20 protein-coding genes and 2 riboswitches are annotated in these 19,539 nt (G+C 42.3%); of the genes, 2 read left to right on the top strand and 18 right to left on the bottom strand.

The window, feature by feature from the left end; genetic code table 11:
• Positions 1 to 9: 9 nt before the first annotated feature.
• The 5 genes from BBH88_RS06170 to BBH88_RS06150 all read right to left on the bottom strand — a co-directional run bounded on the left by BBH88_RS06170 (position 10) and on the right by BBH88_RS06150 (position 6,702).
• Positions 10 to 1,530 (bottom strand): sodium-dependent transporter, encoded by a 1,521-nt coding sequence (locus tag BBH88_RS06170; RefSeq protein WP_006828513.1) that lies wholly within the window; start codon positions 1,528 to 1,530, stop codon positions 10 to 12.
• A gap of 194 nt (positions 1,531 to 1,724) precedes the next feature.
• Entirely contained in the window at positions 1,725 to 3,299 is a 1,575-nt protein-coding gene (locus BBH88_RS06165) for a Na+/H+ antiporter NhaC family protein (protein ID WP_006828512.1), read from the bottom strand.
• 106 nt (positions 3,300 to 3,405) lie between these two features.
• Positions 3,406 to 3,587, bottom strand: a riboswitch (Lysine riboswitch).
• 71 nt (positions 3,588 to 3,658) lie between these two features.
• Positions 3,659 to 5,002, bottom strand: coding sequence for a bifunctional metallophosphatase/5'-nucleotidase (locus tag BBH88_RS06160; protein WP_065537103.1), 1,344 nt, complete (start codon positions 5,000 to 5,002; stop codon positions 3,659 to 3,661).
• A 12-nt stretch (positions 5,003 to 5,014) separates the two neighbouring features.
• The gene (locus BBH88_RS06155) at positions 5,015 to 5,842 is read right to left on the bottom strand and encodes a sulfite exporter TauE/SafE family protein (protein WP_006828510.1); all 828 of its coding nucleotides are present in this window, start codon (positions 5,840 to 5,842) and stop codon (positions 5,015 to 5,017) included.
• Entirely contained in the window at positions 5,842 to 6,702 is an 861-nt protein-coding gene (locus tag BBH88_RS06150) for a DUF72 domain-containing protein (RefSeq protein WP_065537104.1), read from the bottom strand. The genes BBH88_RS06155 and BBH88_RS06150 overlap by 1 nt, the downstream gene beginning before the upstream one ends.
• 503 nt (positions 6,703 to 7,205) lie before the next feature.
• On the opposite strand from BBH88_RS06150, the gene BBH88_RS06145 reads away from it, so the two are divergent.
• Together BBH88_RS06145 and BBH88_RS06140 are read left to right on the top strand one after the other, a co-directional pair.
• A complete protein-coding gene (locus tag BBH88_RS06145) occupies positions 7,206 to 7,808 on the top strand; it encodes a DNA alkylation repair protein (protein WP_238323422.1) in 603 nt (200 codons plus the stop codon).
• Positions 7,795 to 7,974: a hypothetical protein gene (locus BBH88_RS06140; protein ID WP_040851806.1), complete on the top strand. Its 180-nt coding sequence runs from the start codon at positions 7,795 to 7,797 to the stop codon at positions 7,972 to 7,974. The genes BBH88_RS06145 and BBH88_RS06140 overlap by 14 nt, the downstream gene beginning before the upstream one ends.
• A 250-nt stretch (positions 7,975 to 8,224) precedes the next feature.
• Here the strand turns inward: BBH88_RS06140 and sufB are convergent, their stop codons facing one another.
• From sufB to BBH88_RS06075, 13 genes are all read right to left on the bottom strand, one after another.
• Positions 8,225 to 9,622 carry a Fe-S cluster assembly protein SufB gene (gene sufB / locus BBH88_RS06130; RefSeq protein WP_006828507.1) on the bottom strand — a complete coding sequence of 466 codons (1,398 nt, stop codon included), beginning with the start codon at positions 9,620 to 9,622 and terminating at the stop codon, positions 8,225 to 8,227.
• Between the two features lie 20 nt (positions 9,623 to 9,642).
• Positions 9,643 to 10,083, bottom strand: a complete 441-nt coding sequence (sufU, locus tag BBH88_RS06125; RefSeq protein ID WP_065537106.1) for a Fe-S cluster assembly sulfur transfer protein SufU — start codon at positions 10,081 to 10,083, stop codon at positions 9,643 to 9,645.
• Positions 10,073 to 11,302: a cysteine desulfurase gene (locus BBH88_RS06120; protein ID WP_065537107.1), complete on the bottom strand. Its 1,230-nt coding sequence runs from the start codon at positions 11,300 to 11,302 to the stop codon at positions 10,073 to 10,075. Before BBH88_RS06120 ends, sufU begins: the two co-directional genes overlap by 11 nt.
• On the bottom strand, positions 11,302 to 12,606 hold the full coding sequence (gene sufD, locus BBH88_RS06115) for a Fe-S cluster assembly protein SufD (protein ID WP_006828504.1): 1,305 nt from the start codon (positions 12,604 to 12,606) through the stop codon (positions 11,302 to 11,304). Before sufD ends, BBH88_RS06120 begins: the two co-directional genes overlap by 1 nt.
• Before the next feature lie 18 nt (positions 12,607 to 12,624).
• On the bottom strand, positions 12,625 to 13,407 hold the full coding sequence (gene sufC / locus BBH88_RS06110) for a Fe-S cluster assembly ATPase SufC (protein ID WP_330962182.1): 783 nt from the start codon (positions 13,405 to 13,407) through the stop codon (positions 12,625 to 12,627).
• A gap of 264 nt (positions 13,408 to 13,671) precedes the next feature.
• Entirely contained in the window at positions 13,672 to 13,827 is a 156-nt protein-coding gene (locus BBH88_RS19380; RefSeq protein WP_169314362.1) for a YuzK family famiily protein, read from the bottom strand.
• Positions 13,828 to 14,035: 208 nt separating this feature from the next.
• Positions 14,036 to 14,560: a hypothetical protein gene (locus BBH88_RS06105; protein ID WP_065537108.1), complete on the bottom strand. Its 525-nt coding sequence runs from the start codon at positions 14,558 to 14,560 to the stop codon at positions 14,036 to 14,038.
• 99 nt (positions 14,561 to 14,659) lie between these two features.
• Positions 14,660 to 15,832 (bottom strand): dicarboxylate/amino acid:cation symporter, encoded by a 1,173-nt coding sequence (locus BBH88_RS06100; RefSeq protein WP_065537109.1) that lies wholly within the window; start codon positions 15,830 to 15,832, stop codon positions 14,660 to 14,662.
• Between the two features lie 152 nt (positions 15,833 to 15,984).
• Positions 15,985 to 16,797, bottom strand: a complete 813-nt coding sequence (locus BBH88_RS06095) for a MetQ/NlpA family ABC transporter substrate-binding protein (protein WP_006828500.1) — start codon at positions 16,795 to 16,797, stop codon at positions 15,985 to 15,987.
• A gap of 51 nt (positions 16,798 to 16,848) precedes the next feature.
• Positions 16,849 to 17,517 (bottom strand): methionine ABC transporter permease, encoded by a 669-nt coding sequence (locus BBH88_RS06090; protein ID WP_006828499.1) that lies wholly within the window; start codon positions 17,515 to 17,517, stop codon positions 16,849 to 16,851.
• Positions 17,510 to 18,535 (bottom strand): methionine ABC transporter ATP-binding protein, encoded by a 1,026-nt coding sequence (locus tag BBH88_RS06085; protein WP_006828498.1) that lies wholly within the window; start codon positions 18,533 to 18,535, stop codon positions 17,510 to 17,512. The genes BBH88_RS06090 and BBH88_RS06085 overlap by 8 nt, the downstream gene beginning before the upstream one ends.
• A gap of 88 nt (positions 18,536 to 18,623) precedes the next feature.
• A riboswitch (SAM riboswitch) is annotated at positions 18,624 to 18,728 on the bottom strand.
• An 86-nt stretch (positions 18,729 to 18,814) separates the two neighbouring features.
• Positions 18,815 to 19,141: a thioredoxin family protein gene (locus BBH88_RS06080; RefSeq protein ID WP_040851803.1), complete on the bottom strand. Its 327-nt coding sequence runs from the start codon at positions 19,139 to 19,141 to the stop codon at positions 18,815 to 18,817.
• A 5-nt stretch (positions 19,142 to 19,146) separates the two neighbouring features.
• Positions 19,147 to 19,485, bottom strand: coding sequence for a ribonuclease M5 (locus BBH88_RS06075; RefSeq protein WP_006828496.1), 339 nt, complete (start codon positions 19,483 to 19,485; stop codon positions 19,147 to 19,149).
• Between the last annotated feature and the right edge of the window lie 54 nt (positions 19,486 to 19,539).

The following is a 19,539-nucleotide window of genomic DNA, read 5'->3' as shown; positions in this document are numbered from 1 at the left end:
AAGTACCCCCTATTTTTCTTCGTCGAACCGGGCATGGTCTTTATGCCATTTGCCCAGTGAGAATAAGATTCCGAGAACAAGTGCTCCAACTGCTACAGCCACGCCGCCTGTTAAGGTGAACATGTCACTATAGCCTTCATAGTTTCCTGTTTCATTGTCGAATTCCTTAAGGATATTCAGTTTCAACAAACCAAACATCATATAACCTAAGACGATTGGCGTTATAACTCCCAAGCTGACCTTCCACCATGCACCGAGATGAATATCGGAAATACTGTTTGCATGACTTTGAAGAGTATCTGCTTTTCGCAAAACCCAAACTACCATAACAACTTCGACAAGCCCGACTGCAGCTACACCAAATTGGTTAATATAGTAATCAGCAAGATCTAAGAAGAATAATCCGCCTTGAGTAGCAAATAAAATTGAAATCAATGCTGCCAGTCCACCACCAAAAGCAACTGCTTTCGTACGGGAGAGTCCAAATTTCTCAGAAATTCCCGCAACATATGTTTCAGTGATTGACATCAATGAAGTCAAACCTGCCAAAGTTAAGGACAAGAAGAATAAGACTCCGAAAAATCCGTTAAATCCTGGAAATTCGTTAATGATTTGTGGAAATACCACAAATGCCAAACCGACACCAGCGGTAGCCACTTCAGAAACTGGAACTCCAGCTTGGTTAGCCATAAATCCAAGTGCCGCGAAAACTCCAATCCCTGCCAGAAGCTCAAAACTAGAGTTTGCAAATCCAGTGATAAATGCATTATTCGTAATATCCGATTTTTTTGGAAGATAGCTGGAATAAGTGATCATTATCGCAAAAGCTACAGACAGACTAAAGAAAATATGTCCGTAGGCGGCGACCCAAACCGACGGATCCATAATGGCGTCAAAATTCGGTCGGAAAAATGCATCCAAGCCCACCATCGCGCCGTCCAATGTCAATGCACGGACAACAACAATAAGGAAAATAACTACCAATGTTGGAATGAAAATCCGATTGGCCATCTCAATTCCTTTTTTAACACCTGCAAGTAGTATCCCTAATGTAATAATCCAAACTAGCGCTAATGGTATAAAGATTCCCCAGACAATTTCCCCTGTTTGTCCCGGTACCGCATTTAGCTGTAAGAAATCATTAAATAAAAATCCTTCTGTATCTTCTCCCCACGCTTGGTTGAAAGAAAAAATCGTGTAGCGCATTGCCCAAGCAATAATAACCGCGTAATAGACAGATATGACAAAGGAGACAAATACTGCCCACCATCCAATCCATTCTGCTTTCTTGCCGCTCATTCTGAAGAATGACAATGGCGCCGATCCCCGGTATTTATGTCCGATGGTGAATTCCAAAATAAGAATTGGTATCCCTGCTGTCAACAGAGCGAATAAGTACGGTATAAAAAATGCTCCTCCACCATTCTCATAGGCCACATAAGGAAATCTCCAAATGTTCCCTAATCCAATTGCAGAGCCGACGGCGGCCATTATAAAGCCAGCACGTGTACCCCATTGCGAACGTTCCATCTCTCTTCCCCCTTTTTTTTCCCATTCATTTTACATAAAAATAGGAATTTTGTTTATTTTCAGATTATTAGTTAATCTAAAAATAGTATACCGAGAGGCTTTGCCAAAGTAAAGATGAATTCGCAATATATTTTTAAAAAACTATTGCCACAAAAGTAAAAAGGCAGAGAATAAGCTTCCCTGCCTTGTTTCTATTATGCATTTTGCTGTTTTTCAATAATAGTTGTCCGCTTTGACCAGACAATGAAAAGTACCGTCAGGACCGCTACAACCACCCCTAAAGAGATTAGCAGTGAACCAGTAAAGCCTATGACAATATACCCTATCGCTGCAATACCCGCAGCCGTCAACGCATATGGAATTTGTGTTAAGACATGATCCATATGATTGCTTCCCGCTCCAGTGGACGATAGAATCGTCGTATCGGAAATCGGTGAACAATGATCCCCGAATACCGCTCCTGCTAAAACAGCTGACAATGCAGGCAACAACAAGGATGGATCGGCTTCAATCATGATCGTTCCTGAAATCGGTAAAAGGATACCAAATGATCCCCATGACGTTCCTGTAGAGAAAGCCATGATGCCGGCTAAGACGAACAATAGAACCGGCAAAATAGATGTCGGTACATTGCCTTCAGAAACGACATTTGCCAAGTAAGCCCCCGTTTCAAGGGATCCGATCAATGAAGTCAATGACCAGGCAAAAATTAGAATCAACACAGCGCCCATCATTGATTTGATGCCTGCCCAGATGCCTTTGCCAATCCATCCTACATTAGCTGTTTTATTTTTCTTCATTTGCGTAACGTAAAGGATAATTGACATCAATGCCCCTAACACACCACCTGTTAATAATGAAGATGGCACGTCAGTGTTTTCGAAAATCAACCAAATATCGAATACTTGATCCGCATTCCGATAGCCGGTCCAAATCATTGCCCCTACTGTACCAACAATCAATAATAAAATCGGCAGCAATAAATCTCTAACATGGCCATGTGAATGGGTTGGAAACTCTTCTTTCATTTCACCTGGAATTGTTTTTTTAGGATCAAAAAGTTGCCCCTCAGTAATCGCAAGCACTTCGTGCTTCTTCATTTCACCAAAATCGACATCGCGGATAGCGACAAAAAAGACGATAGCTAGCGAAGCGACTACATAGAAATTCATTGGTGCCATCCATAGGAAAGCTTCCAGCGCGGAATACTCAACGAAGGTCTGGCTGGCCAGGATGGTTGCAATGATGCCAATGATGGCTGCACCCCAGCTTGATACCGGAGATACTACACAGACAGGTGCGGCAGTGGAATCGATAAAGTAAGCAAGCTTGGCACGTGAAACTTTGTAACGGTCCGTAATTGGGCGCGCTACTTGCCCCACTGTCAAGGCGTTGAAATAATCATCGATAAAGATAATCATTCCAAGAACGACTGTCAGAACTTTTGCCCCTGTTCTTGACTTGATACGAGTCGAAGCCCATTCAGCGAAAGCGTGGCCGCCTCCCGACAAACTAACGAATGCTGTAATAATGCCTAGCAATAACAGAAAAAGAATGATAAAGACATTGTAAGCATTGAAGCCTTCGTTCCAAAAAATAATAGCAAATGATGTCACAAGCTCCTGTAAAGCTTCAAGCGGCGCAAACCATGTCAGGATAATAGCTGCTGCAACAATACCGGTGCCCAGTGACAATAGCACACGGCGCGTTAAGAGCACCATAACGATTGCAATGATCGGCGGCAAAATCGAAAAAATCGTATTTTCCATAAAAATTCCTCCTCTTTTTTGATGGGTGAAAAACGAGAAAAAAAACTGACTTCTCCAGTTGGATAAGTCAGCCTTCTACAATTCGTCTGTGCGTTAAAACGTCAAACAACCCTGTAGCTCTCCATTTAAGCTTCTACTTAAATGACAGTGACATTCTTGTTCAGAATGACCCCAATCCATCTCCCTAGACCTCAGAAAATCGATTTCGGCAAAACTTCCTTTCAGATGCGTTCCACGCGGTCAAACTCGCGCATCTTACTGATTAGTTCTGCAGCCTCTACCCACCAATATATATTTCCTTGTTAGCATAGCCCAAAATCAGCTCAAAATCAACTGCCGGTATACTCTGAACATTTCTTCTACTTCAAGGCTTTACTATGAAAATATCCACTGAAGACATCCCGAAGAAACTCTGGCATAAAGTATGTCTTAGCAGCCCGTTTCAGGCTTGGGAAAAAATAGCCAAACGTCAGCATATCTAATGTGATCAACCGGTAAATCTGGTCATGCACCGCCAGTTGTCCATTGATATAAAATCGGTGATCAATGATTTCCATATTCAAATGAAGCATCTTGCCGAACACGACTCCCCGGAATCCCATACCCTTGAGTTCGAGCTGTGGCCATTCTGCGTTCAAGGATTGCAGGTATATCTCCTTTAATTCTGCACCGCTTAACTCGACCAGGCAAGGGTTGATTGGATGAGGCAGCATCTTGTGAAAATCGTAACGAGTCAGACAACCTTCAGGCATGTCTTCCATGAAAATTCCCGCATTGAATAAGGCACAATCTGCTTCTGCAAACTCCAGCATCGCCCTACCAAATAAAGTTCCCAACTCCGAATCCTTAAACCATTCCGCTTTCAAGACCTTTGTGCTGTGAAAAATTAACTCTTCCATTTGTATTTTCCCTTGCTCAACCAGAAATTCATCGAATCCTTGTTCCACTTCATGTAATCGGGAAGTCTCAATCAACTGTGCCGAAGATTTTTCAAATGCGTTTTCTACAGCGATGTGTCCAACATAGAATCCAAATTTGCCGGCAGCTCCAAGCAGTGTATCCCCTTGCCATTTCCCATCATGGAATACATGATGCGTATGAGCGCCTAAAATAATATTGATTTGCGGGCAGAGGTCCACCAAAAGCTCGTCTTCTTTGATACCAAGATGCGACAAACAGACGATCAAATCTGTCTCTTCTTTTATTTCTTCTACTGCCTGAATGATTGACTGTTTCGCATCGGTGATTTGCCAGCCCAGCTTACGGTAAAAAGGAGTAAATTCAGCAGTCGCTCCTACCAAACCGATACGCATTCCGTTTTTTGCGTGGATGATGTGATAAGGTTTTGCCCAGTCTGGCCGATTGCCTTCCAAATCGAATAAATTTGACACCACAACTTTAAAATCAGCCTGGACGTACAAATCATCCAATTCATCTTTTGACAGCGTGATGCCTTCATTATTACCAATTGTCACTGCATCGTATTCCGCTTCGTTCAACAGCTGAACATTGCCTTTGCCGGCAGTGCCTTCTGTATAGGGATGCGAACGATCCACGTGGTCGCCAATGTCCAGTATCAAACAGACATCTCCTTCTTCTTCATGCCATCTTTTCCGTTCAGCTAAAAAAGACTTGATACGGGGCCAGTTTGTGAAATGGCTATGCAAATCATTTGTATGATAAATATGAATGGTTTTGTTCATAAAAACACCTCTTTAAGAACTGAATATTCCTTCGTAAATTGATCGCAGTCCTAGAACCAGGAGCACAATCCGTAAAATCGTCACCAACATTTCCGAATCGAGGCGTTTGTTTAACCTTGCTCCAATTTTTGCACCGATGTATGCACCTGGAATAACTGCAATCGTATAAATCCATGGTACATGACCCAATGCAATGTGAGTGACCGAATTGACAAGAGCCGATAAAAAAACCATGAACATCGATGTACCAATCGCCACGTGAGGAGGAAACAAGAATAAGAGAATCATGGCTGGCACAATAATCGATCCCCCACCTATACCGAACAGTCCTGAAGCAAATCCAACAAAAAATGTCAGTATCAACGCAAACCAAATGGGATAGCCGTAAATGTATTGCTTGTCCTCATTGTCCGTAAACGTCGTCTTGCGCCCATTATCAACAAACCAGTGAACAGCCTTCAGGTGATCACGCATCATCAAAAGCAAGGATAGAAAAACGAGAAGAATACCAAAGTATAGATTGAATGAAGGCAGATCCAGGTTTTTATTGACAAAAGCGCCAATCACCGTTCCCGGCGCGCTTCCCGCAAAGAATATAAGGCCACTTTTATAATCGACTGTCCGAACTTTCATATAGGCTAAAGTGGAAGAAAGTCCTGTGAAAATCATCATGATAACGGATAAGCCAACAATTTTTTGCGGGGAAAGCTCAGGAAAAAATGCGAAACTTGTGCCTAAAAACAGCAAGGCCGGGACCAGTATGACTCCTCCACCCAGTCCTATCAAAGCGCCTACGATACCGGAAATCACACCGACAAACGCCATGATTAAGAAAATCATTAAAATCCTCCTTCAAATAAATCCATCTGCTTTGGCGAAAGCCCATCAAAGGATAATCCATTCATTTTCTGGAACTCCTTCGCATCACCTGCTGCATGGCCCCCTGAATTGTTATTAAAGATAACATAGACATTCTCAGTAGTATCGGCCAATGACTCGACTGCATGGCTGATTTCCTCGAGTTCTTCATTGTTGTAGTCATACAAGTAACGGACTTCACGCCAATTTTGCCCATGTCCCGGATTCAGCCATCCATGGACATTGCGCCCATGAATGCGCACTAGCACCTTATTTCCCCTCGAAGATACGGGTACCAGCGGAATCGAGCCATCTCCTGCCTGAGGTTCGTCACAGACCGAATGAATCAGGTTATTGTCTCGCAGAAAATCCAGCGTTTTTTCTCTCATCCCATTGGCATACCAGGACTGGTGACGAAACTCTATCGCCAAGTCAAATTCAGTCAAACGTCCAGTAATTTCCCGAAGTTGTTCGACGTTCTCTTTCTGGCAATCAAACCATGGCGGAAATTGCAATAGTACCATTGCGAGCTTGCCTTCTTCTTTCAATGGCCGCACGGATTTACAAAATGATTCGAACATGTCGTCACGCGACTCAAATGGATTTTCTCCACGTTGATGTCCCGTCATTCCCTGATAAGCTTTCACCACGAATTGGAACTGTTCAGGCGTTTCGGCAATCCATTTCCGGATATTCCGTTCAGGTTGAACCGCATAAAAAGAGGAATCCAGTTCGACAATCGGAAAATGTGCGCTGTAATCAATCAATTTTTCTGTTTTCTTTGAGCCTGGGCTATAGACATCCGGATGGTCTCCCCAACCCGTCAATCCTACATAAATCATCGTCCCGCCTCCATTTTAGTTATTATTTTATGATAGCATAGAAAAAATAGAACGTCTTTTTTAAAGAGAGATTCTTTCAAGCTATTGAGATTTCGAAGTCCTATTTTCATAACAGCTTTACTTTTATAAGTCGATTTTGAGAATCACTTATTTGCCGCAGCGGCATCTTAAGGCTTGACTCACACGATAAGCCGGAAAGATCACCCGTCTTATCGCTCTGCCCAGCCCGTAAACGTGCCGATGCTAAGCTAGTTGCTTAATAAAAAGAGAAATTAAATGTTGTGTTCTGATAAAAGTGTAAGCCTGTTAATAAATTCTTAAGAAATACCGAGAGGCATCAGTAATAAAATTTAAATAACTGTTCCTCCATTCCATTCTTTTGACTGTGCAACACTTTTTTCAAGAAAAGTTGAGGAGATGAAATGATAGTGAAGAAAATATAGGACTATAGAGGAATCGTTGAAAAATTTGAGGCCCATCGCAATGATGAATTGGCAGTGCCGATGTCTGCGTATATGCGCAATCAGTTCGACTTTCTGGGCATTAAAACCCCATTGCGGAATGCATTGCTGAAAGAGCAATTTCTAGAGCACCGGCTGCCAGATCCGGTACAATTAGCAGAAGAAGTTTGGAAACTTTATAACTTGCCGGAACGGGAATACCAATATGCGGCGATTGCTTTATTGGAGAAAATGAAAAAGCAGTTAACGACGGAGGATTTTCCTTTTCTCCGAGAGCTCATTGAAAGCAAGTCCTGGTGGGACAGCGTTGATCCCATCGTTACACGAACACTTTGCTACGTCATCGAAACAAATCGGACTGCAGGTACTGCTGACATGTTTGCGTGGTCCAAAGCCCCAAATATCTGGACTAACCGCTCAGCTATCCTCCATCAATTGAAATACAAACAGCAGACAGATACTGTAACACTGGCTCACATTATTTTGCAGCATGCCGCATCCTCTGAGTTTTTCATTCAAAAGTCTTTCGGTTGGGCGCTGCGCGAGTATGCCAAAACGGACGCTGAGTGGGTGCGGTCTTTTGTATCAGACCATACTTTAATGCCCCTCAGCAAACAGGAAGCGCTAAAACATGCCAAAAAATAACCTTTGGTATACGCAACATGCCAAAGGTTATTTTTACTTATTGAATATTCATTTCAGTCTTTTAGAACAATCTTCCGAATCCTTTGTCTTCCCCAATAACGGACTTTGCCGATTCCATCAGCTGTTTCTTCTCGGTTTCATCGATTTATCCATCTTCACAAGCTAGTTCATCAGCTTGCTCAAATACTTCTTTTACTTGCCTCGACTCTATATTGCTGAGCTTCTGTTTTAGCGTCTTGAATATTTGACTCATCCCTGACATAGCCCTTTGAAATTTCATCTACGTTTCTATACCCGCTGATTAACACGTAAAACGGCATACCTTCTTGCATTGGGGTTAGATTTACATTGAGCAAATTCCACAAAAACAACCCTTGGCATGAAAGTCATCATACCAAGGGTTGTTTGCTAGTCTATTAACCGATAGAGCCTTCCATTTCGAACTTGATCAAACGGTTCATTTCAACCGCATATTCCATTGGAAGTTCTTTCGTGAATGGTTCGATAAAGCCCATAACGATCATTTCTGTTGCTTCTTGTTCCGAAACGCCACGGCTCATCAAGTAGAACAATTGCTCTTCAGATACTTTTGAAACTTTCGCTTCGTGTTCCAATGAAACGTTATCGTTTAAGATTTCGTTGTATGGAATTGTATCTGAAGTTGATTTGTTGTCCATGATTAACGTATCACATTCAATGTTTGAACGTGCGCCGTCCGCCTTGCGTCCAAAATGGACCATCCCACGGTATGAAACTTTACCGCCTTGTTTCGAAATGGATTTCGAAACAATTGATGAAGATGTATTTGGAGCCAGGTGAATCATTTTCGCGCCGGCGTCTTGGTGCTGCCCTTTACCAGCGATAGCAATCGACAAGGTCATGCCGCGTGCGCCTTCGCCTTTCAAGTAAATAGCTGGGTATTTCATTGTCAATTTCGAACCGATGTTGCCATCAATCCATTCCATTGTGCCGTTAGCGTCAACAAATGCACGCTTCGTTACAAGGTTAAAGACATTATTTGCCCAGTTCTGAATCGTTGTATAACGGCAATAAGCATCTTTTTTCACAATGATTTCAACAACAGCGGAGTGAAGTGAATTTGTCGTGTAAACAGGAGCTGTACAGCCTTCTACATAGTGAACGCTTGCGCCTTCATCAACAATGATTAGTGTACGCTCAAATTGACCCATGTTTTCCGAGTTGATACGGAAGTAAGCTTGAAGTGGAGATTCTACTTTAATGCCTTTAGGTACATAAATGAACGATCCACCAGACCAAACTGCCGTATTCAATGCCGCAAACTTATTGTCTGCTGCCGGAATGACCGACTGCCAATATTCTTTGAACAGGTCTTCATTTTCACGAAGAGCAGAACCGGTATCCTTAAAGATGATGCCCATGTCTTCCAATTCGACTTTCATATTATGGTAGACGACTTCAGATTCGTATTGAGCCGAAACACCAGCCAAATACTTTTGCTCTGCTTCTGGAATACCTAATTTATCAAATGTGCGCTTGATTTCTTCAGGAACTTCATCCCATGAAGTCTGGCTCGCTTCTGATGGCTTTACGTAATACGTAATTTCATCAAAGTTCAACGAACCTAAATCGCCGCCCCATTGTGGCATTGGCATTGAGTAGAACAACTTTAACGCTTTCAGACGGGATTTTAACATCCATTCTGGTTCTTCTTTTATTTTCGAAATTTCTCTTACAATGTCTTCAGTGAGCCCACGTTTAGATCTAAAAACTGAAACATCCTTGTCGTGGAACCCATATTTGTAATCACCGATTTCTGGCATTTTTTTCGCCATCGTCGTTCCTCCGTTCTCTATTATGATTTTTCTTCGTTTTGCACGCCTTTTCCCATGGCTTTCCATGCTAGAGTCGCACATTTGATACGGGCCGGAAACTGAGAGACGCCTTGCAATGCTTCAATATCACCAAGATCAATTGAATCATCATAGTCTTTGCCGAGCATCATGTCGGAAAAGATGCCGGAAAGCTTTAATGCCGTATCAATTCCCTGTCCTTTGACAGCCTGCGTCATCATGGAAGCAGAAGCCATTGAAATCGAACATCCTTCACCGTCAAACTTCGCATCTTTGACGATGCCGTCTTCGACCTGCAAAGTCAAAAGGATGCGATCTCCGCAGGTCGGATTGTTCATCTCGATATTGACACTGTTGTTTTCAATCGCCCCTTTATTGCGGGGCGTTTTATAATGATCCATAATAACACGTCGGTATAATTGGTCTAAGTTATTAGAAGCCATCGGTGAAATACTCCTTTGTTGAACGCAGACCTTCCACTAAGCTGTCCACATCGGACTCACTATTATATAAGTAGAAGCTCGCGCGTGCTGTAGCTGTAACTTCCAGCCATTTCATTAAAGGCTGCGCACAATGATGACCTGCACGAACCTCAATGCCACTCATATCTAGGACAGTGGCAAGATCGTGTGGATGAACATCATTCAAATTGAAAGTGACGATGCCAGCCCGCTGTTGCGGATCTGCTGGACCGTATATTTCCAATCCTTCAATCGAGTTCATTCTCTCCATTGCGTAGGCAGCCATTTGATGTTCATGCTTTTCAATTTCATTTAAGCCGATTTCATTTAGAAAATCTATCGCTGCGCCTAATCCAACAGCGCCTGCAATAATTGGCGTACCGCCTTCGAACTTCCAAGGCAGCTCTTTCCACGTTGAATCGTATAAACCGACGAAGTCAATCATTTCCCCGCCAAATTCCACCGGTTCCATATTGTTCAATAATTCTTTTTTGCCGTAAAGAACACCGATTCCAGTAGGACCACACATTTTATGTCCAGAAAATGCAAAGAAATCACAGTCTAGCTGCTGAACATCTATTTTCAAATGAGGCGCCGCTTGGGCACCGTCAACAACCATAACCGCACCATTTTTATGGGCAATTTGCGCAACTTCCTTTATCGGATTCATCGTACCGAGGACATTAGAAACATAAACCATCGAGACGATTTTTGTTCGCTCTGACACTGCTGCACGAACTTGCTCCAAAGAAATCGTACCATCTTTTTCAAGTTCAACATATTTTAAAATGGCTCCACGTTCTTTCGCCAACTGCTGCCATGGAATAATGTTGGAATGATGCTCCATATAAGTGATGACGATTTCGTCGCCCTCTTCTACATTGGCTCTGCCGTAGCTTTGCGCAATGAGGTTAATAGCAGTTGTCGTTCCCCTTAGGAAAATAATTTCTTCCATCGAATTGGCATTGATGAATTCCCGAACCTTTTCACGTGCGCCCTCATATTGTTCAGTCGCGCGGTTACCAAGCGTATGGACGCCTCGGTGCACATTGGCATTATTCAGCTTATAATAATCCGTTAATGCCTCAATAACTTGAACAGGTTTTTGTGAAGTGGCAGCACTGTCCAAATAAACTAGTGGGTGACCATTTATTTCTTGGTTGAGTATTGGAAAATAGCTTTTTATTTCTTGGTTGATCATTAGCGGACTTTCCTTTCGATAACCTCCGTCAATTGCTTTTTAACGCCTTCGATTGGCAATACACGGACAACCGGTGCCAAGAAACCGTGAATAACAAGACGTTCAGCTTCTTGTTTTGTAATACCGCGGCTCATTAAATAATACAATTGAAGCGGATCTACACGACCAACTGATGCAGCATGTCCTGCCGTTACATCGTCTTCATCGATTAAAAGAATTGGATTGGCATCACCACGTGCTTTTTCACTTAGCATCAACACACGTGATTCTTGTACTGCGTTAGATCTTGTCGCGCCGTGTTCGATCTTGCCGATACCATTAAAGATGGCAGAAGATGAATCCTTCATAACTCCATGCTTCAAAATAAAGCCTTCGGAGTCTTTGCCCCAGTGAACAACTTGAGTGGTAAAGTTTTGTTTTTGTGATCCACGTCCAACGACAACACTTTTCGTATCGCCATAAGAATTATCGCCGATTAGATGCGTCGTGTTTTCAGAAATCGTGTCGCTATCATTCATCATACCTAAAGCCCATTCAATACGTGCGTCACGAGCCACGATGCCGCGTCTGTTTACATACGTAATAAAGCCTTCTGCTAATGTATCCACTGCGCCATAAGTGATTTGTGCGTTATCTTCAGCAAACACTTCTGAAACGATATTCGCTAAACCATTTGCATGTGGAACTGTCGAGTAATAGTTTTCCACATATGTTACTTTACTGCTTGTATCCGCAACGACAATTACGTGGTTAAACAATGACGCGTCAGCGTCATCATGGTAAAAGACCACTTGTACAGGCTCTTCTACAACAACATTTTTCGGAACATAAAGGAATGCTCCGCCGTTCATCAACGCTGCATTTAACGCTGTCAACTTATGTTCGTCCGTTTTCACGCCATTTGTCATAAAGTATTTTTTGACCAAATCGCCGTGTTCACGTAAAGCTGTAAAAATATCCGTCAAAATTACACCTTGTGCTGCAAGATCATCAGAAATGCGTGAAAATGCAGGTGTATTATTGTGTTGGATATAAAGATTTTTTTGTTCTAGGTCTACAATGGACTTAATATCATCCGTTAAGTTTTCAATAGAATCAAAAACCGAACTTTGTACTGTATGAACTGGAAAATCTGTAAAATTCCAGCTAAGGATTTTTGTTTTATCTGGTTTTGGTAAAGGCAAGCTTTGCGCTTCACCAAATGAACGAAGACGAAGCTCAGTAAACCATGAAGGTTCACCATTCATTTCTGAAAAAGAGCGCACGTCCTGCTCGGTCATTTTTAAATTTGTTTCAACCGTCATGCTAGTCTCTCCCTTCAATTATGCTTGTCCTACAGTCTCGTCTTCAATACCAAGTTCAACTTTGATCCAGTCATAACCTTCAGATTCAAGTTTGAGAGAAAGTTCTTCTCCACCTGATTTAACGACACGTCCTTGCATCATTACGTGGACGTGGTCAGGCGTAATATAGTTCAACAGACGCTGATAATGAGTAATAATCAAGCAACCGAAGTTTTCGCCCTTCATTTGGTTGATACCGTCTGAAACAACTTTCAATGCATCGATATCCAAACCAGAGTCAATTTCGTCCAGAATAGCGATTGTTGGTTTGATCATCATCAATTGAAGAATTTCATTGCGTTTCTTTTCTCCGCCTGAGAAACCTTCATTTAAGTAACGCTGCGCCATTTCCTGTTCCATGTCGAGCACTTCCATTTTGTTGTCCAATTCACGAATGAATTTCATCAGTGAAATTTCATCGCCTTCTTCGCGACGTGCATTCATCGCAGAACGCATAAAGTCAGCATTGGTTACGCCTGAAATTTCACTTGGATATTGCATGCCAAGGAAAAGACCTGCGCGCGCGCGTTCGTCTACTTCCATTTCAAGAACGTCTTCGCCGTCCAAAGTGATAGATCCTTGTGTGATTTTGTATTTAGGATGACCCATGATAGCTGATGCTAAAGTTGATTTACCAGTACCGTTAGGCCCCATGATTGCATGTATTTCACCTGTATTAATTGTTAAGTCTACACCCTTTAAAATCTCTTTGTCTTCGATTTTAACGTGTAAATCTTTAATGACCAAAGTTGACATGTAAATACCTCCATATAAGTTAATGTTGAATGGCGAACCATTCTTAATTAGTATCATTCTAATCTTAACTCATATTCACCTTACTAGCAAATCATTAAACTGTCTAAAAAGTTGCGGCAAAACATTTTAGAATACTGGATTTCTCTCTTATTTTTAAAAGCGCTATATGATAACTGTCATACTTTCAGATTTTCAATAATAGCTTCTCAATTGAGAATTTATTTCAATAAAAAACCAGCACCCAAAGATGCTGGTACCATTTTTATATGATTAGTCTCGATGAATCTGCCGTTCGATTTGGCTAGCTACTTTTTGACCTAGCTGATAATCCTTTTCACGGCGCTGTTCAACTTCAAGTATTTTATCAGGATCATTTTGATATTCGTCAATTCCGAAACCATGCGCGTTTCTGAACGCCTGTTCCAATTTCTCCGTCTTTTCAATTCCTTGCGAATCGATAATGAACCATTCCTTTCAATTTTTGGGGTTTTGAAGATTACTTTAACTATTATACCCCGTGGAATATCAAATAAACATATAAATAGACGGATTAATCTGAAAATAGAACTATCGCCTTATATTCCTGCTAGGATCAAAAACCCCCTGACATTTTCTTGTCAGGGGGTTTTCTTATTTATTGTGAAACTTCATTGTAAATGCTTGAAGCAGCTAAATCCTGCTCTACAAGCAATTCATTTAATATTGCATCGGCTTCTCCGAATTTTTCGTCAGCTGCTTCAAAAGATGCATCTTTCGTCAATTCTTCAGCTTTCATTTCATATGATTCAATCATTGCTGCAAAAGCAGTATCAAACTTTTCTTGCTGCTCTTCTAATGCTGCTGGAATTTCCACCGTTTCGACAGCGTTCGCTGCTTCTTCAGCAGAAGCGATTGCTGCAGCTTTCATCGCTTGAAGCTCTTCGCCTTCTGGCAACGTGTCTTCTGCTTGGTTCATCTCGAATGCATTCAAGTCAGCATCTACTGCATTGATGGTATTCGGAATAGACATGTAAAATTTCATCAGTTCCTGTTTCACTTCTTTGCTGTCTTCAGAACCTTCAGCGCCTGCTGTTGTTTCTTTCGATTCAGCTGATTCCTCTTCTCCACAGCCGGCTAGTAAGACTGCAGCTGTTAAACCGATTGCCCATAATTTCTTCATGATGTTTCCCCCTATTGTGTAATATCTTCGTTATAATAGCACAGAAATTACCAATAGAATAGACCTATTCAAATAGCCATAATTGCTCGAATCATTCGACTACTTTAAACTTTTTTGGCCATTTGTAAAACGGTCGACAATATGCGCCAAAGCACCGTCCCCAGTGACATTTGCTGCAGTACCAAAACTGTCCTGTGCCATATAAAGTGCAATCATCAAGGCAACCATTGTTGGATCAAATCCTAGCATGACTTTCAGCAAACCAATCGCTGCCATGACTGCCCCACCAGGAACTCCTGGTGCAGCAATCATCGTAACACCTAGCATTAAAATGAATGGGAAGAAGCTGCCGAATGTCGGCACTCCGCCTGTCAGCAGTACAACACCAATGGCACACGATACCAGAGTGATGGTACTGCCGGATAAATGGATAGTCGCAAACAAGGGAACCGTAAAGTCCGCCACCCTTTCATTGGCTCCGGATTTGCGAGCTTGGCGCAAAGTGACCGGGATTGTTGCCGCTGACGACTGAGTCCCAAGTGCCGTGAAATAAGCTGGCATCATTGTTTTCAAGATTGCAAAAGGATTTCTTCCTTTCAAAGCCCCAGCTGCTGAGTATTGAAGCAAAAGCATGGTCCAGTGAAGAATGATGATCATCACAAAGACAATGGCGAATAATGATAAGATTTCAAACACCGCTCCGCCATAGGCCATATTGGCAAAAATACCGAAGATATGGAACGGCAACAAAGGAATGATGACATAAGAAATCGTCTTTTCAATAATCGCTTGGAACTCATCAAAAAACGACGCCATGGTCTTGCTTCCTGTCGATGCCATCCCGATGCCCAGCAAGAAAGCCAGTATCAAAGCAGACATTACGCCGAAAACAGGCGGCATTTCAAGTGCAATAAAGGAAGCTGCCAAAGCGTGTTCCGGATCTTCCATGCTGCTTAAAGAACCTGCTTTCATAAAATTGGGCAAGACAGCTGTCGCAACGAGAAAAGCTAAAACCCCTGCTATAACCGTAGAAGCGTACGCGACTCCAGTGGCCATACCCAAGAGCTTACCAGAGCCTTTTCCTAATTTGGCGATTCCTGGAGCAATAAATCCGAGAATTATCAAAGGTACAACAAAGTTTAGGAAATTACCAAAAATCGTCGTGAATGTCGCAAATACCTTCACCAAAGCTTCTGGTGCAACCAATCCAATTAGCACCCCTAAAACAATTGCCACAACGATCCGCGGCAATAAACCAAAATTGAATTTCATAAATATGTCCCCCTCATATGAACAAATGCTTATTATATATTATTCAAAATTAGCACAGACCTTCTCAAAATGTAAGGTATTCCAAAGAACGCGAAATATTTTTATTATTTAGAAAAAAATAAAAAAGCACCCCATAAGGATGCTTTTTTATATCAATCTACTGGTACCACTGAGCCGCCCCATTCTTTCAACATGAAATCTTGGATTTCCTGAGATTTTAATACTTCCACCAACGCTTTAATATTTTCATTGTCTTCATCGCCTGCACGTACAGCGATAATGTTTACGTAAGGTGAATCAGATGATTCCAATGCGATTGAATCTTCCATTGGATTGATTCCTGCATCAATTGCATAGTTTGAGTTGATCAAGACTGCATCACCTTCACCTGATTCATACAGTTGAACTAGCAGTGCTGCTTCGTAATCTGCTTCAAACTGCAAGTTTTTCGGATTTTCAACAACATCACTCACTTCAGCAGTTGTCTTATCTACGCCTTCTGCCAAAGTAATCAAGCCCTCAGCTTCAAGCAATGATAAAATACGGCCATGATCAGCTATTGAATTGCTCATCAAAATCGTTCCGCCTTCCGGAAGTTCGTCAAGAGAAGCATAGTCCTGAGAGTAAACACCGATTGGTTCAATATGAATGCCACCGGCGTTTTCGAATTCATAGCCATGATCTGCAACCTGTGATGCCAGATAAGGAATGTGTTGGAAATAGTTTGCGTCGATTTCACCCGACTCCAAATCTTCATTTGGCAGGATATAATCCTGGTAGGTTTCGATTTCAAGTTCAATGCCTTGTTCTTCAAGAATTGGTTGTGCTTGCTCTAAAATTTCAGCATGGGGCACGTTCGAAGCACCTACGCTTAATGTGTTCGACTCTTCTTCACTTGCTCCGCCATTTCCGCATCCTGCGAGTACCAATGCTGTTAATGCTGTTCCTGCTACAAATTTCTTCATGTTGAATCTCTCCCTTTTGTTGTGTTTTATATATTCACGGAAATTCCGCTATTACCGTTTATCAGCTTTTATTGTTACTAAATCGCCAATGTATTGAATGATAAAGACAATAATTAGGATTAAAATCGTCGCCATCAAAGTGACATCTTCACGGCTACGCTGAAATCCGTCTAGGAAAGCCAACGTTCCAAGGCCGCCCGCACCTATGATGCCTGCCATGGCCGTATAGCCGACCAATGCAATAGCCGTGACCGTAATCCCGGAAATCAGTGCCGGTTTCGATTCGGGCAACAGCACCTTCCAAATGATAGTACCAGTCGTTGCGCCCATTGAACGAGCTGCTTCAATGACACCTTTGTCAATTTCCTTTAATGCAATCAGTACCATACGCGCATAAAAAGGAGCTGATCCGATGATTAATGCTGGCAAAGCCGCGTTGGGTCCACGAATTGAACCCATTAGGAACAAAGTAAAAGGAATCAATAAAATAATCAGGATAATAAAGGGAATCGACCGGAAAATATTAACGAATGCTCCCGTTAGCCAATTGACCACTTTGTTTGCCCATAATTGTTTGGGCGCTGTCAAAAACAATAAAATTCCGAGGGCTAGACCAATAATAAATGTAAATAATGTCGACAATGCCGTCATATACAGTGTTTCAAGAGTGGCCTCCCACATGCTGTCCCAATCTACATTCGGGAATAAAGAATCAATCATTGTGAATCACCTCCGCCTGAATATCTTCTGAGCGAAGAAATGTCAGTGCTTCTTCAATCTCTGCTGGAGAACCCTTGAGCTGCAAGATCAAGGTTCCGTACGCGCCTCGCTGTGTGTGTGAAATATTGCCTTGGACTATATTGACTTCCGTAGAATGGCTGCGGATCAATTTCGTTAGAATCGGCTGTTCGGTTTGATCACCAACGAAAACTAATTTTACCAATTCACCTGTCGGATACAATTCCCGCAGATTTTTGATGGTTTCCTGCGAATCTCCTGTATCGGTCACCTGGGCAACAAAACGTTTGGTGATTTTCTCTTTCGGCGATTGGAAAACATTCAAGACGTCGCCCATTTCAACAACTCGGCCACCTTCCATCACTGCCACACGGTGACAGATTTTCCGGATGACATGCATTTCATGGGTTATCAAAACAATTGTCAATCCCAATCGTTTGTTGATATCGACTAGCAAATCAAGAATGGCATCTGTTGTTTCCGGATCGAGCGCAGATGTCGCTTCGTCACATAACAACACTTCGGGATCGTTTGCCAGTGCTCGGGCAATACCAACGCGCTGTTTCTGTCCACCTGAAAGCTCGGATGGATAAGCATTTTCACGGTCTGTTAAACCAACCAGTTCAATCAGTTCCTGAACCCGTTTGCCCCGTTGCGCTTTTGCCACACCAGCAATCTCAAGCGGAAACTCGATATTCTCTTTTACCGTACGGGACCACAACAAATTAAAATGCTGGAAAATCATGCTGACCTTCTGGCGGGCTTTGCGCAATTCTCCGCCTTTGATCGCTGTAATCGTCTGTTCATTGATTTCCACCGTTCCTGAAGTCGGTTTTTCTAATCCGTTCAACAGTCGGATCAACGTACTTTTACCGGCTCCACTGTATCCGATGATGCCGAATACTTCACCAGCGGAGATGGATAGGTCGACCTGGTCAACGGCCGTCAGAACCGTTTTTCCCGCATCGAATTTTTTCGTCACTTTTTTCAATTCAATCATTCCATGAACACCCCTAAATTTTAGAAATAAAAAACCCTTCCGCGCATAACTGAGCAGAAGGGCAAACGTATAGTATACGGAAACCAATCTCTCATCTTCCAAAGCTTTCGCTCTGTGTGATTTGGCACCATTTCATTTTCATGACGGTTGCCGGGCTTCATAGGGCACTTCCCTCCACCACTCTTAATAAGAGTTTCGATATGAAATTGTTGGAGAGCATAAAAAGTATACTTTCTCGACTTTAGATGGTCGCTTACATTTTTTTATCAGAAAACTAATTTACCATGACCGGCTGTATTCGTCAACAGATTTTAACTTGTCATACAAATAAGGAACTGAATGGAAAGCATAAATCTTTTCCTTCAATATCCCATCCTCCGTTATTAGCAAGCATGGTACACTCTCCACTTCATAAAGGTCCGCAATTTCCTGAATGTAGTTCAAGTTTGCTTTGCCAATCTGTAGATTTGGCAATAATTCCATGACGACCGATAACATCCTCGCAGCAACCTGGCAAGTTCCGCACATTGGCGCGTATAGGTAAAACGCTGTGATGTGATTAGTATTTTTTTCTTTGATCCATTCTTTATGCGTCCATTCCTTCATCTTCTTCATCCCTCTATCAATAGCTTTTTGACCTGGACATTCGCTGTGATGAGCACATCCATCAGTATCCGAAGCGGCGTTGCCGCGACTTCCTTATAGTTCCGGTTGATGTAAAAATGACGGGCTTCAGGAAATTCGCGTTTGACCAACTTCCGCAACTTTTCTCCCGAAGAATCGGCATCCACCAATATGATAATGTCCTGACTTTCATACGGCAACAATAATTCCTCAAGTCTAGTTGCACTTACTGTACCATTTGTGCAAAGAATCGTCACGGGTTCTGCAATGAGTGGCGCAATTCTCGACTTATCGCTGATGCCTTCCACAACAATCACTTTTCCCAAAACACTCACCCCATCGAATATAGAATTTAGAAAGAAGATATCGCCTCAGGCAAA

The sequence above is a fragment of the Planococcus antarcticus DSM 14505 genome (assembly GCF_001687565.2).
Taxonomy (GTDB): Bacteria; Bacillota; Bacilli; order Bacillales_A; family Planococcaceae; genus Planococcus; species Planococcus antarcticus.
The sequence above is the reverse complement of the archived record's forward strand: the minus strand, read 5'-3'. Positions and strand labels throughout refer to the sequence as shown.

Coding starts and splice junctions, on each gene's coding strand:
- BBH88_RS06170 (WP_006828513.1), bottom strand. CDS start 1,530: ATGGAACGTTCGCAATGGGGTACACGTGCTGGCTTTATAATGGCCGCC.
- BBH88_RS06165 (WP_006828512.1), bottom strand. CDS start 3,299: ATGGAAAATACGATTTTTTCGATTTTGCCGCCGATCATTGCAATCGTT.
- BBH88_RS06160 (WP_065537103.1), bottom strand. CDS start 5,002: ATGAACAAAACCATTCATATTTATCATACAAATGATTTGCATAGCCAT.
- BBH88_RS06155 (WP_006828510.1), bottom strand. CDS start 5,842: ATGATTTTCTTAATCATGGCGTTTGTCGGTGTGATTTCCGGTATCGTA.
- BBH88_RS06150 (WP_065537104.1), bottom strand. CDS start 6,702: ATGATTTATGTAGGATTGACGGGTTGGGGAGACCATCCGGATGTCTAT.
- BBH88_RS06145 (WP_238323422.1), top strand. CDS start 7,206: ATGTCTGCGTATATGCGCAATCAGTTCGACTTTCTGGGCATTAAAACC.
- BBH88_RS06140 (WP_040851806.1), top strand. CDS start 7,795: ATGCCAAAAAATAACCTTTGGTATACGCAACATGCCAAAGGTTATTTT.
- sufB (WP_006828507.1), bottom strand. CDS start 9,622: ATGGCGAAAAAAATGCCAGAAATCGGTGATTACAAATATGGGTTCCAC.
- sufU (WP_065537106.1), bottom strand. CDS start 10,083: ATGGCTTCTAATAACTTAGACCAATTATACCGACGTGTTATTATGGAT.
- BBH88_RS06120 (WP_065537107.1), bottom strand. CDS start 11,302: ATGATCAACCAAGAAATAAAAAGCTATTTTCCAATACTCAACCAAGAA.
- sufD (WP_006828504.1), bottom strand. CDS start 12,606: ATGACGGTTGAAACAAATTTAAAAATGACCGAGCAGGACGTGCGCTCT.
- BBH88_RS06105 (WP_065537108.1), bottom strand. CDS start 14,560: ATGAAGAAATTATGGGCAATCGGTTTAACAGCTGCAGTCTTACTAGCC.
- BBH88_RS06100 (WP_065537109.1), bottom strand. CDS start 15,832: ATGAAATTCAATTTTGGTTTATTGCCGCGGATCGTTGTGGCAATTGTT.
- BBH88_RS06095 (WP_006828500.1), bottom strand. CDS start 16,797: ATGAAGAAATTTGTAGCAGGAACAGCATTAACAGCATTGGTACTCGCA.
- BBH88_RS06090 (WP_006828499.1), bottom strand. CDS start 17,517: ATGATTGATTCTTTATTCCCGAATGTAGATTGGGACAGCATGTGGGAG.
- BBH88_RS06085 (WP_006828498.1), bottom strand. CDS start 18,535: ATGATTGAATTGAAAAAAGTGACGAAAAAATTCGATGCGGGAAAAACG.
- BBH88_RS06080 (WP_040851803.1), bottom strand. CDS start 19,141: ATGAAGGAATGGACGCATAAAGAATGGATCAAAGAAAAAAATACTAAT.